The organism is Duganella caerulea, assembly GCF_040362985.1.
Taxonomy (GTDB): domain Bacteria; phylum Pseudomonadota; class Gammaproteobacteria; order Burkholderiales; family Burkholderiaceae_D; genus Rugamonas; species Rugamonas vulcania.
This window is the reverse complement of sequence record NZ_BPWJ01000004.1, coordinates 1-12,858: the sequence shown is the minus strand read 5'-3', so window position 1 is coordinate 12,858 and position 12,858 is coordinate 1. Positions and strand designations below refer to the sequence as shown.

Genomic DNA, 12,858 nt, shown 5'->3' with positions numbered 1-12,858 from the left:
CATGACCATGCGCATCAGTTCCAAGACGATCTACGACGTCGGCGTCGGGCAGATCAGCACGCTGCAAAGCGCGCTGGCCCGTACCCAGCAGCAGTTGGCGACCGGCCGCAAGAACCTGACCGCGGCGGACGATCCGATCGCCACCGCGCGCGCGCTGGAAGTGACGCAGTCGCAATCGATCAACACCCAGCTGGTGACCAACCGTTCCAACGCCAAGGGCACGCTGTCGCTGGAGACGGTGGCGCTGGCGAGCTCGACCTCGATCCTGCAGGACATCAAGACGCTGACCGTCAACGCCGGCAACGGTGGCATGACGCAAAAGGACCGCGATTCGCTGGCGACCGAGCTGGAGGGGCGTCTGGCCGACCTGCTGGGCCAGGCCAACACCGCCGACGGCACGGGCGGCTATGTGTTCTCCGGCTACAAGTCGACCACCTTGCCGTTCACCCAGACCGCCACCGGCGCCGCCTACCAGGGCGACCAGGGCCAGCGTGAGCTGCAGGTGGGCTCGACGCGCAAGCTGCCGATCAGCGATTCGGGCGAGTCGGTGTTCGAGAACAACGCGACCGGCAACGGCACCTTCGTCACCACGCCCGATCCGGCCAACTTCACGCGCGGCGGCTCGGGCATCATCAGCGCGGGCTCGGTCAAGGACGCGACCCAGCTGACCGGCCACAAGTACCAGGTGGATTTCCAGGTGGTGCCGGCCACGCCGGGCACGCCCAAGGTGACCACCTACACCGTCACCGACCTGACGCTGAACCAGCCGGTGCCGCCGGCGCCGGTGCCGGCCGTGCCGCAGCCCTACGTCAGCGGGCAGAACATCACCTTTGACGGCGTGCAGTTCGACGTCAAGGGCGATCCGGCCAACCTCGACAACTTCACGGTGCAGCCGAGCACCAAGCAATCGATCTTCACCACCGTGACCGACCTGATCGCCGCGCTGCGCGCGCCGGGCGACGGCGCGGCGGGGCAGGCCAGCCTGAACAACAAGCTGAACCAGGCGCACATGAACATCGACAACGCCACCGACAATCTGCTGTCGATCCAGTCGGAGGTGGGCTCGCGGCTCAAGGAGCTGGACTACCTGGACAGTTCCGGCGACGATTTGAATCTGCAGTACGCCACCACGCTGTCGGACTTGCAGGACGTCGACACGGTGAAGGCGATCTCGCTGTTCACGCAGCAGCAGACCACGCTGGACGCGGCGCAGAAATCGTTCAAGAGCCTGGCGGGCTTATCGCTGTTCAACTACATCACCTGATCCCGCCGCGCTCGGCGCGGCCCCAAAAAAAAAGCCCTGACGCTTGCGCGTTCAGGGCTTTTTTTGTGGCGCCAACTTTGGGGTCAAGTCTGGCATTCGGACATGAGCTCAGCCGTAGAAACTTTGGGGTCAAGTCTGGCATTCGGACACGAGCTCAGCAGTAGCGCCTTGCTACTGCTGAGCTCGTGTCCGAATGCCAGACTTGACCCCAATTTTAGTGTCCGAATGGCGGACTTGGCCCCATTTTATTTGGCGGCGAGCAGGCCGGTTGCGGTGGTGGGCTTGCGGAACCAGTCTTGCTCGCCGGCCGTGGCGCTGCCGCTGAGGCTGGTGGTGGCGTCGTATTGCTTGAGCTGCTCGGTGAGCGCGGCGACGTTGCCGGCCAGGCCGGGCGCGGACGGTTGCGTCAGCTGGCCACTGCCGCCGCTGTCGATCGCGACGGCTTGTTGGCCGTAGCTGGTGATCGCTTGCGTCAGCGCGCTGGTTTGCGCGGCGCGGCTGGCCAGGAACCAGACGTCGGCCGCCTGGTGCGCTACGCCGTCGGTGCCGGTGTAGCTGGAGCGCCGGCCGATCCAGTTGTTGTTGTCGAGCTCGCTCACCTTGTCGGCCTTGACCGTCAGGCTGGCGATGCCCAGCGCGTTCAATGTCTTGAGCTCGCCTTCCTGGCTGACGCCGTCCGCGTTGGCGTCGATCCATACCCGCAGGTCGCCGTATTGCGCGTCCTTGCTGTCGACCACGCCGTCGTGGTTGCTGTCCAGGTCGCCCAGCGCGGCGAAGCCGTCGCTGGCCTTGCCGCCGCCGGCCAGATTGGTGGCGGTGCCGAACAGCTCGCTACCGTCGTTGATCTGGCCATCGTGGTTGCGGTCCAGCGCGAGCAGGCCGTCGCCGCGGCCGACCCAGCCTGTGTTGATGCGCTCGCCGTCGGCGTACAGGTCGAACTTGACGCCGGCTTCGATGCCCAGCGTGGCGATGCCGTCCCCGTTCAGGTCGAGGATCACCGGGCTGCCGGCCGGCAGCACCGCCAGCTGGTCGGCGGTGAGCGCGGCGCGTTGCTCGGCGGTCAGCGCGCACACCTGGGTCGAGGCCAGCGCGGAGATTTCGCCGGCCGTCAGCGCGGCGATCTGCTCCAGCGTGAAGGCCTTGATCTGCGTGCTCTTGAGCGAGCGGATCTGCGCGGTCGAGAACGCGGCCACCTGGTCGAGCGAGAAGTTGGTGATGGTGGTCGCGCTCAGGCCCGACAGCTGCGCGGTCTTCAGCGCCACAATGTCGTTGCCGTCCAGCGCGTGGATCTGGTCGGCGCTGAGCGCGTTGATCGCCGCCACCGACAGCGACGCCACCAGCGTCGGGTCGAGCGAGGAGATCTGCGTGGTGGTCAGGCCCAGCGACTGGGTCGAACCGAACGCGGCGATCTGCGCCGTGCGCAGGCTGTTGATCATGTCGGCCGACAGGCCGACGATCTGGTCGGAGCTGAAGCCGGTGATCTGGTTGGCGGTGAAGGCGCTCAGCGAACCGAGCGCGGCCAGCTGGTCGGTGCTCAGGCCGTGGATCTGCGCCACCGCCAGCGAGGCCAGCGAACGGGTCGACAGCGCGGCGAACTGGGCGCCGGTGAGGGCGCTGATCTGGCTGGTCTTGAGCGTTTGCAGCTGCGCCGTGGTGAGCGCGGCCACCGCGTCGACGTTCAGCGCGGCGATCTGGTCGGTGCCCAGGATGGTCATGTTCAGGCCGCGCGCCTGCTGGGTGCTCAGCGCGCCCAGCTGGTCGGTGGTCAGCAGCGCCATCTGCCGCAGCGTGAAGGCGGCGATCTGCGCCGAGCGCAGGGTGCCGAAGTGGTCGACGTCGATGCCGCCCAGCTGGTCCGAGGTCAGCGCCGCCACCTGGCCGGCGTTGAGCACGCCTAGCGTGCTGAGCGAGTTCATCTGCTGGGTGGTCAGGGCGGCGATGTCGGCCGGGCTCAGCGAGGCGATCTGCTGGGTCGCGAGGCTGCCGATCTGGCCCAGCGTCAGCGCCGTGAACTGGGCCTTGGTCAGCGCGTTCAACTGCATGCTGCTGAGCGCGGGGATGTCGTCCAGCGAGATGAGCTGGATCTGGTCGGTGCTCAGGCCGGCCAGCGCGGCCACGCTCAGCGCGCGCGCCTGCGCGGTGCTCAGGTTGACCACCTGGTCGGTGGTGAACGCTTGCAGCTGGGTCTTGGTCAGCGCGGCGATCTGCGCGGTGCGCAGCGTCACCATGTGGTCGCCGTTGAGGGCGACCAGCTGGTCGGTGGTCAGCGCGCTGACCTGCAGCGTGGTCAGGCCGGCCAGGGTGGCCAGGCCGTTGAGCTGGTCGGTGGTCAGGGCCTTGGCCTGGGCCGCGGTCAGCGAGGCCACCTCGGCCGTGGTGAGCGCGCCGAACTGGTCGAGCGTGAGCAGCGAGATCTGCAGCGTGCTCAGCGAGGCGATCTGGCTGGTCTTCAGGCCCGACAGGTCCTCCACCTCGATCGCGGTGATCTGGTCGCTGTACAGGCCGCGCAGCGCCGAGGTGCTCAGCGCGCGCCACTGCGCCACCGACAGTTGCTGGATCTGGTGGGTGTTGAACGCCTGCAGCTGGCGGCTGGTCAGCGCGGTCAGCTGGGCGGTGCTCAGCGCGCCGAGCTGGTCGTCGGTCAGCGCCTGGATGCGGTCGGTGGTCAGCGTGGACACCTGGTTGGTGTTGAGCGAGCCGAGCGAGCCCAGCAGCAGGAACTGGTCCGGCGTCAGGTAGTTCAGCTGGGCCGTGCTGAGCGCGGCGATCTGCGCGGTGCTGAGCGCGGTCAGCTGGTTGCTGGTCATGTTGATCAGCTCGCTGGAGGTCAGCGCGCGGATCTGCTGGGTGCGCAGCGCGGCCACGTCGCCCACTTCGATGGCGGCGAACTGGTCGGAGTTGAGCGCGGCGATGGTCCGGGTCGACATGGCGGCCAGCTGCCCGGCCGACAGATTGACGATCTGGTCGGTGGTCAGCGCGTGCACCTGGTTGACGGTCAGGCCGTTGATGGCGTTGCTGCTCAGCACGGCGACCTGGTCGGTGGTCAGCGCGGCCAACTGGTCGGTGGTCAGCGACGATAGCTGGGCCGAGCGCAGCGCGGCGATGTCGGCCAGCTCGATCGCGACGATCTGGGCCGCGGTCAGCGCGGCCAGGCTGCGCGTGTTCAGCGCCAGCATGTCGGCGGTGGTCAGCGCGATGATCTGGTCGCTGTTGAGGTTGATGATCTGGGTGTTGCTCAGCGCGGCGATCTGGGCGGTGCGCAGCGCGGCGATCTGGTCCGGCAGCAGGGCGGCGATCTGCTGGGAGGCCAGCGCGCGGATCTGCGCCGAGCTCAGGCCGGCGATGCCGGCCAGGTTGGCCAGCTGGGTGGCGGTCAGCAGGGGGATCTGGCTGGCCTTGAGCGAGGCCACCTCGCGCGTGGTCAGCGCGCCGATCTGGTCGCTGGTGAGGGCTTGCAGCTGGTCGCTGGAGAGCGCCTGCAGCTGGGCCGACTTGAGCGCGGTGATGTCGCCCGCCTCGATGTAGGTGATCTGGTCGGTGCCCAGGCCGGCCAGCGCGGCCGCGCTGAGCGCGCCCACCTGGGCGCCGCTCAGTTCGATGATCTGGTCGCTGCTCAGCACCGACACCTGGGTCGACGACAGGGCGCCGATCTGGCGCGTGCTCAGCAGGTCGATGTCCAGCAGCGACAGGCCGGCGATGCGGCTGGTCGACATGGCGGCGATCTGCAGCGTCGAGTAGTCGGCCAGGTTGCCCAGCGCGGCGGCCTGGGCGTTGCTGAGCGCGGCCAGCTGCGACTGGGTGAAGGCGGCGATGCCGGCCGAGCTCAGCGCGTGCAGCTGGTCGGTCAGCAGCGCCTGCATCTGCGCCGTGGTCAGCGAACGCAGCTGGCTGGTGGTCAGCGCGCCGAAGTCCAGCGCCTGGATGGCGTCCAGCTGGTCGCTGTTGAGCGCGGCCAGCAGGCTGGTGTTGAGCGCGCGGATCTGCGCGGTCGACAGCGCCATGATCTGGTCGGTGTTGATGCCGGCCACCTGGCGGCTGCCCAGCGCGCCCAGCTGGCGCGTGGTCAGCGAGACGAAGCGCGGCACCGACAGCGTGGCCAGCTGGCCGGTGGTCAGGCTGCTGATCTGGTTGGTGGTCAGCACCGCCAGGTTGGCCAGCGCGGCGATCTGGTCGCTGGTCAGGTAGCTCAGCTGGCTGGTGGTCAGCGCGGCCACTTCGCTGCTGATCAGGGTGCCGTACTGGGTCAGCGACAGCGCGCCCAGCTGGTCGCTGGTCAGCGCCATCAGCTGGCTGGTCTTGAGCGCCGCCAGGTCGGGCCCGCTCAGCTCCATGATCTGGTCGGTGGTCAGCGCGGCGATGACGGCGGCCGACAGCGCCCGCACCTGCGCCGTGCTGAGCACGGGGATCTGGTCGCTGGTGAGGTAGCGGATCTGGGTGCTGCTGAGGGCGGCGATCTGCGCGGTCTTGAGCGCGGCCACCTGGGCCGGCGTCAGCGCGATGATCTGGTCGCTCGACAGGCCGCTGATCTGGCGCGTGTTGAGGCCGGCCAGGCTGCCCAGCGCGGCGAACTGGTCGGTGGTGAGCGCGCCCAGCTGGACGGTGGTCAGCGCGGCGATCTCCTGCGACGTGAAGGAGCCGAGCTGGGCCAGCGTGAGCGCGGCCACCTGGGTGGTGTTCAGCGCGGCCACCTGGGCGGTGCGCAGCGCGGCGATGTCGACCAGTTCGATCGCGGCGATCTGGTCGGTGGAGAGCGTGTTCAGCGTGGCCGCGCTCAGGCCGCGGATTTGCGCGGTCTCCAGCGCGACGATCTGGGCCGCGGTGAGCGCCTGCAGCTGGGCGCTGGCCAGCGCGTTGAGCTGGCGGCTGCCCAGCGTGGCGATCTGCGCCAGGCCGAGGCTGGCGATCTGGTCGGTGGTGAGCGCGCCGACCTGGTTGGTGGTCAGCGGCGCCAGCGAGGCCAGGCTGTCGATCTGGGCCAGCAGCAGGCTGGCCACCTGGTCGGTGGTCAGGCTGGCCAGCGTGCGGGTGCTGAGCGCGGCGAACTGGCCGGCGGTCAGCGCCGCCATCTGGTCGCTCGACAGCGCGGTGATCTGGCTGGTGCCGAGCGCGGCGATGTCCACCGCCTCGATCGCGGCCACCTGCTCGGTCGACAGCGCGGCCAGGGTGGCGGCGCTCAGGCTGCGCACCTGGGCCGTGCTCAGCGCGACGATCTGGTCGGTGGTGAGCGCGCCCACCTGCAGGCTGGTCAGGCCGGCGATCTGGCTGGTCTTGAGCGTGGCGATCTTGGCCAGCGCCAGGCTGGCGATCTGGGCGGTCGTGAGGGCGGCGATCTGCTTGCTGGTGAGCGGCGCCAGCGAGGCGAAGCTGGCCACCTGGGCCAGCGACAGCCCGGCGATCTGCTGCGTGCTGAGGTTGGCGATGTCGAGCGTGCTCAGCGCGCCGAACTGCGCCGGCGTCAGCTGGCTCAGCTGGCTGGTGGTCAGCGCCGCCACCTGACGGGTCGACAGCGCGCGCACGTCGGCCAGCGGAAGGGACGGCACCTGGTCGGACGTCAGCGCGGCGATCTGGTCGGTGCTGAGGGCGCGGAACTGCGCGGTCGACAGCGCCGCCAGTTCGTCGGTGGTCAAGACGCCGATCTGGTCGGTGGTCAGCGCGGCGATTTGGCGCGTGGTCAGGCCGGCCAGGATGGACGGCGGCAGCGAGGCGATCTGGTCGGTCGTGAGGGCGGCGATGGCGGCCGGCGTGAAGCTGGCCAGCGAGCTCAGCGCGGCGATCTGGTCGCTGCTCAGCACGGCCTTCTGGTCGGTGGTCAGCGCGGCGATCTCCTGCGTGGTCAGCGCGGCCACCTGGCCCAGGGTCAGCGCGACGATCTGGGCGGTGTTCAGGCCGGCCAGCTGCTTGGTGCTCAGCGAGGCCAGCTCGGTGTTGGTCAGCGCGGCGGTCTGGTCGGTGGTGAGCGCGCCGATGTCGCCGGCGGCGATGCCGCGCAGCTGGGCCGTGGTCATGCCGGCGATCTGGCCGACGGTCAGCGCCACCAGCTGGTCGGTGCTGAGGGCGTGGATCTGTTTCGAGCTCAGCGAGCGCAGGTCGGGCAGGTTCAGCGCGGCCAGCTGGTCGCTGTTGAGGGCGGCGACCTGGGCGGTGGTCAGCGCGGACAGCGTGGCCAGGGCGTCGATCTGGCCATTGCTCAGGCCGGCGATCTGGCCCAGCGTCAGCGCGGCGATCTCGGCGGTGGTGAGCACCCGCAGCTGCTGCGTGCTCAGCGCGGCCAGCTGGTTGGTGGTGAGCGCGGCCACCTGGCGCGTGCTCAGCGCGACCAGGTCGGCGTTGCGCAGCGCGGCGATGCGGTCGGTGCCGAGCGCGGCGATGGCGGCCGCGCTGAGCGCGCGCACCTGCGCGGTCGACATCGCCACCACCTGGTCGCTGCTGATCGCGGCGGCCTGGTCGGTGTTGAAGGCGGCCAGCTGGTTGGTCTGCAGCGCCGCGAAGTCGTCCGTGGTCAGCTGCATGATCTGGTCGGTGGTCAGGCCGGCGATCTGCCGGGTGAGCAGCGGGCCCAGCGTCGACAGCGCGACGATCTGGTCGCTGGTGAGCACGGCCAGCTGGTCGGACGTCAGCGCGCGGATCTCGCCGGTGGTGAACGCGGCCAGCTGGCCGGTGGTGAGCGCCATGATCTGGTTGGTGCTCAGCTGGGCGATCTGGGCGGTGCGCAGCGCGCGGATGTCGCGCGTCTCGATGGCGGCGATGGCGGTGGTCGACAGCACGGCCATGGCGCTGGTGCTCAGCGCCACCAGCTGGGCCGAGTTCAGCGCGATGATCTGGTCGCTGTTCAGGGCCTGCAGCTGGTCGCTGGTGAAGCCGGTGAACTGGCGCGTGGTCAGGCTGGCCAGGTCGGCGGTGGTGATGTTGCCGATCTGGTCGGTGGTGAGCGCGCGGATCTGGCGCGTGGTCAGCGCGGTCAGGAAGCGCAGCGCGTCGATCTGCTCGCTGTTCAGCGCCTGCACCTGGTCGGTGCCGAGCGCGGCGGTCTCGGCCGAGGTCAGCGCGAACATCTGGTCGGTGCTCAGCGCGGCGATCTGGGCCGTGCCCAGCTTGTTGATCTGCTGCGTGTTGAGGCCGGCCAGGTCGGCGGTCTCGATGACGGCCACCTGCCCGGTGGTCAGGGCGGCGATGGCGGCCGAGCTCAGGCCGCGGAACTGGGCCGCGCTCAGCGCGATGATCTGGTCGGTGGTCAGCGACTGGATCTGGTCCGAGTTCAGCACCCGCAGCTGGCCGGTGGCCAGCGTGCCCAGGTTGTGCAGCGACAGCGAGCTCAGCTGCGCGGTGGTGAAGGAGGCGATCTGGTTGCCCGACAGGCCGGCCAGCGTCGACAGCGCGTTCAGCTGGTCGGTGGTCAGCACGCTGATCTGGTCGGTGCTGAGGGCGCCGATGGCGCTGCTGCTGAGGGCGACGAACTGGTCGCTCAGCAGCACCACCAGCTGGTCGGTCGCCAGGTGGGCGATCTGCGCGGCGCGCAGCGCGGCGATGTCGCGCGTCTCGATCAGGCCGAGCTGGGTGCTGGTGAGGGCGTTGAGCATGTTGCTGCCCAGGTTGGCGTACTGCAGCGCCGTCATCTCGATGATCTGGTCGCTGCCCAGCGCCTGCACCTGGCCGACCGTCAGCGCGGCCAGTTGCACGCTGCTGAGGCCGACGATGGCCTTGCTGTCCAGGCCGGCGATCTGGTCGGTGGAGAGCGCCTGGATTTGCAGCGTGTTCAGCGGGGCCACGCTGCGCAGCGCGTTGAGCTGGTCGGTGCCGAGCGCGGCCAGCTGCTCGGGCAGCAGGGCGGCCTCGTCGGCCGTGCTCAGCGCGGCGATCTGGTCGGTGGCGAGCACCGCCAGCTGGTCGCTGCCGAGGGCGCGGATCTGCGCCGAGGTCAGCGCGCCGATGTCGCGCGTTTCAATGAACAGCATCTGGCCGGTGGTCAGCGCGGCCAGCACGGCGCTGCTCAGGGCCGCCACCTGGGCGGTCGACAGCGCGATGATCTGGTCGCTGACCAGCACCTGCACCTGGCCGGCGTTGAGCGCGGCCAGCTGGGCGCTGCCGAGCGCGGCGATGGTGCGGGTGGTCAGCGCGGCGACCTGGTCGGTGGTGAGCGCGCCGATCTGGGCGGAGTTGAACGGGGACAGCGAGCTCAGCGCATTGAGCTGGTCGGTGCCCAGCAGCAGCAGCTGGTCGGTGGTGAGGGCCGCGACTTCATTGCTGCGCAGCGCGTGCAGCTGGTCGGTGTTCAGGCCGGCCAGTTGCAGCGCGCCCAGCGCGGCCACCTGGCCACTGCTCAGGCCGATCAAGTCGCGGGTCTCCAGCGCGGCCACCTGCTCGCTGCCGAGGCTGGCCAGCGAGGCGGTCGCCAGCAGGCTCACCTGCAGCGAGCTCAGGCCGGCGATCTGGTCGGTGGTGATGGCGGCCAGCTGGCCTTGCGTCAAGGCGTTGAGCTGGCTGGTGGTCAGCTGCGTCAGCATGGCGGTGGCCAGCGACTGCACCTGGTCGGTGCCGATCGCCTGCACGGCGCTGGTGCTGAGGGCGCGCAGCTGCTGGGTGGCCAGCGAACCGAGCTGGTCGCTGGTGAGGCTGGCGACCTGGTCCGAGCCGAGCGCGCCCAGCTGGAGGGTCGACAGCGCGCGCAGGTCCACCGTTTCCAGCGCGGCGACCTGGTCCGAGTTCAGCTGGTTGAGCTGGCGGCTGCTCAGCGCCTGCATCTCGCGGGTGCTCAGGGCCACCATCTGGTTGGTGCTGAGGGCGGCGATCAGGTCGCTGTTGAGCGCGCCGACCTGCTGCTGGGTCAGGGTGGGGACGTTGTCGGTGGACAGGCCGGCCAGGCCGTCGGTGGTCAGGAAGTTCAGTTGCAGCGTGCTGATGGCGCGCACCTGGGCCGAGCTCATCACGCCGACCTGGTCGGAGCTGAGCGCCTGCATGTCTTCGGTCGTGAACAGGCCGATCTGCGCAGTCGTGAGACTGATGATCTGGTCGGTTGTGAAACTGGTAACGATCGAAGTCATTGCGTTGTTCTCCCGGGGAGCCTCCATGATACGCGCATAATTGCCTCATGGAAACCAAAAATCACTGGCTGGCTATTGAATTTCGCTATGGCCGCGGCCCTGGAGGTCGAACCGGCAAGCTTGCCGGCGGAGCCGTCGAAGGGCGCTGCGACCACGTCCGCGGCATCAGCCGCGCGCGTTCTATGCCATCCAAAAACAGGTTTTGCACGGGCGTCGCCAAGTACGGGAGTGTCATGGCGATGACCAGCAAACCTACACCTAAGGTGATCGGAAATCCGATCCCAAACAAATTCAGTTGCGGCGCCGCGCGTGTCAGGATGCCCAGCGCAACGTTGGTAATCAGTAAAGCCGCCACGATGGGCAGCGACAGCTGCACACCGGTGCTGAAAATCTTGCCGCCCCAGTCGGCCAGCTGCTTGAAGCCGCCCCCGTACACCGGCGAGGCCGACACCGGCAGCGTGTAAAAGCTCTCCACCAGCGCCGACAGCAGCACCAGGTGGGCGTTGACGGCCAAAAACGTCATGGTCGCCACCAGCGCCAGGAACTGGCTGATCGCCGACGAGCGGCCCTGGGTGTTGGGGTCGAAAAACGTCGCGAACCCCAGGCCCATGGTCAAACTGGAGATTTCTCCCGCCATCTCCACCGCCGCGAACACGATGCGGATGCTGAAACCCATCGCCAGCCCGACCAGCATTTCCTGCAGCACGATCAGCAGGCCGGCCAGCGAGGTCGGGTCGGCGGCCGGCAGCGGCGGCACGGCCGGCGCCACCACCATGGCCAGCAACACGCCCAGGCTGATCTTGACGCTGGCCGGCACGCTGGAGTTGCCGAACAGCGGGGACGCCGCCAGCAAGCCCAGGATGCGGGTCAGCGGCCACAGCAAACCGGCGATCCACAGATTGATATCGGCAGTGGAGAACGAAATCATGAGGCGTTTTCCCTATTTATTTCCACCGAGCATCAACCTTCTTATTTTAAAACAACTTCTTAGCTAATCGTAAATTGTTACATATTGGCAAAGTGTCTAGCCGACAAGGCCGGGGATGCCGCCGAAGATCTCGCGCATGTAGTCGAGCATGACCGCCAGCATCCACGGGCCGGCCACCACCAGCGCCACGAAGATGCCGACCAGCTTGGGGATGAAGGACAGGGTCGCCTCGTTGATCTGGGTGGCGGCCTGGAAGATGCTGACCACCAGGCCGATGATCAGCGCCACCAGCAGCATGGGGGCGGCGATCATCAGCGTCACCTCCATGGCGTGGCGGCCCATCGTCATCACGCTTTCGGGTGTCATGGCGCGCTCCTAGTAAAAGCTCTGGGCCAGCGAGCCCAGCAGCAGTTGCCAGCCGTCCACCAGCACGAACAGCATCAGCTTGAACGGCAGCGAGATCACCGCCGGCGACATCATCATCATCCCCATCGACATCAGTACAGAGGCGACCACCATGTCGATAATCAGAAATGGAATGAAGATGGCGAAGCCGATCTGGAACGCGGTCTTGAGCTCGCTGGTGACGAAGGCCGGCACCAGGATGCGCAGCGGCACGTCTTCCGGCCCCTGCAGCGCGGGGCTGCGCGACAGTTTCACGAACAAGGCCAGGTCGGCCTGCCGGGTTTGCTTCATCATGAAAGTTTTTAACGGCGCCGCGCCCTTGTCCATGGCAACGCTCATGTTGATCTTGTTTTCCTGCAGTGGCAGGTAAGCCTCGGTGTAGATCTTGTCGAAGGTGGGGCCCATGACGAACAGCGTCAGGAACAGCGCCAGCCCGACCATCACCTGGTTGGGCGGGGCCGATTGCGTGCCCAGCGCCTGGCGCAGCAGCGACAGCACGATGATGATGCGGGTGAAGCTGGTCATCAACAGCAGCGCGGCCGGGATGAAGGTCAGCGCCGTCATCAGCAGCATGGTCTGGATCGGCAGCGTGTAGCTGGTGCCGCCGCCCGGCGCCGGGGTGGCGTTGAAGGCCGGGATGCCGATGCTCGAATCGGCGCCGGCCGCCAGCGGCAGGGCCAGCGCGGCCAGCATCAACAGGGATTTGACGGCCGTGGCCGGGGTGAGGCCGGCCTGCTTATTTGCCATTGCGTTTTTCGATCGTTTGTTTGAACCATTCGGCGAAGTTGGCGGTGGGCAGCGCGGCCGTGGTGGCCGGTTCGCTGCTTTCCTGGCGCGGCATGGTGGCCAGCGCGTTCATGCGGCCGGGCGAGGCGCCCACCACGATCCACTGTTCGCCCACTTCCACCACCAGGATGCGCTCGCGCGCGCCGACGCTGAGCGCGCCGACCAGCTTGACGTTGCTGTTGCCGCCGCCGAAGTTCTTGGGGCCGAAGCGCTTCAGCAACCAGGCCGCGCCGAGCATCAGCGCCACCACGAACACCAGCGCGAACAGCGATTGCAGCAGGCCGCCGCCGGGCGAGGTGGCCGCCGGTTGCGGAGTGGGGATGGTCATCGCCAGCGGGCCGGACGGGGCCGCCGTGGCCGCCGAGCCGGGCGCGGACGCCGCTGCCACGGAGGCGGGCGCATCGGCCGCAGCGCCGGGGGCTGGCGCGGCCGTCGTG

The 12,858-nt window shown here is 68.5% G+C and carries 6 protein-coding genes; 1 reads left to right on the top strand and 5 read right to left on the bottom strand.

Annotated features, from left to right (window positions below):
• The first annotated feature begins 1 nt into the window (after position 1).
• On the top strand, positions 2-1,264 hold the full coding sequence (gene flgL, locus ACUJB0_RS12860) for a flagellar hook-associated protein FlgL (protein ID WP_444845570.1): 1,263 nt from the start codon (positions 2-4) through the stop codon (positions 1,262-1,264).
• Between the two features lie 245 nt (positions 1,265-1,509).
• Here flgL and ACUJB0_RS12855 read toward each other — a convergent pair whose 3' ends face one another.
• The 5 genes from ACUJB0_RS12855 to fliO form a co-directional block, all read right to left on the bottom strand.
• Entirely contained in the window at positions 1,510-10,302 is an 8,793-nt protein-coding gene (locus tag ACUJB0_RS12855) for a beta strand repeat-containing protein (RefSeq protein WP_444845569.1), read from the bottom strand.
• 85 nt (positions 10,303-10,387) lie between these two features.
• On the bottom strand, positions 10,388-11,230 hold the full coding sequence (fliR, locus tag ACUJB0_RS12850; RefSeq protein WP_444845568.1) for a flagellar biosynthetic protein FliR: 843 nt from the start codon (positions 11,228-11,230) through the stop codon (positions 10,388-10,390).
• Between the two features lie 96 nt (positions 11,231-11,326).
• The gene (gene fliQ / locus ACUJB0_RS12845) at positions 11,327-11,596 is read right to left on the bottom strand and encodes a flagellar biosynthesis protein FliQ (RefSeq protein ID WP_117011636.1); all 270 of its coding nucleotides are present in this window, start codon (positions 11,594-11,596) and stop codon (positions 11,327-11,329) included.
• A 9-nt stretch (positions 11,597-11,605) separates the two neighbouring features.
• Complete coding sequence (gene fliP / locus ACUJB0_RS12840; RefSeq protein WP_161082766.1) at positions 11,606-12,382, bottom strand: flagellar type III secretion system pore protein FliP; 777 nt, start codon at positions 12,380-12,382, stop codon at positions 11,606-11,608.
• Positions 12,372-12,858, bottom strand: a 487-nt coding sequence (gene fliO / locus ACUJB0_RS12835) for a flagellar biosynthetic protein FliO (protein WP_444845567.1), incomplete at its 5' end; no start/stop codon positions are given. The genes fliO and fliP, both read right to left, overlap by 11 nt.

Excerpts from the sequence above, each read along its gene's own strand:
- ACUJB0_RS12855 (WP_444845569.1), bottom strand. The coding sequence starts at position 10,302 with ATGACTTCGATCGTTACCAGTTTCACAACCGACCAGATCATCAGTCTC.
- fliP (WP_161082766.1), bottom strand. The coding sequence starts at position 12,382 with ATGGCAAATAAGCAGGCCGGCCTCACCCCGGCCACGGCCGTCAAATCC.
- flgL (WP_444845570.1), top strand. The coding sequence starts at position 2 with ATGACCATGCGCATCAGTTCCAAGACGATCTACGACGTCGGCGTCGGG.
- fliQ (WP_117011636.1), bottom strand. The coding sequence starts at position 11,596 with ATGACACCCGAAAGCGTGATGACGATGGGCCGCCACGCCATGGAGGTG.
- fliR (WP_444845568.1), bottom strand. The coding sequence starts at position 11,230 with ATGATTTCGTTCTCCACTGCCGATATCAATCTGTGGATCGCCGGTTTG.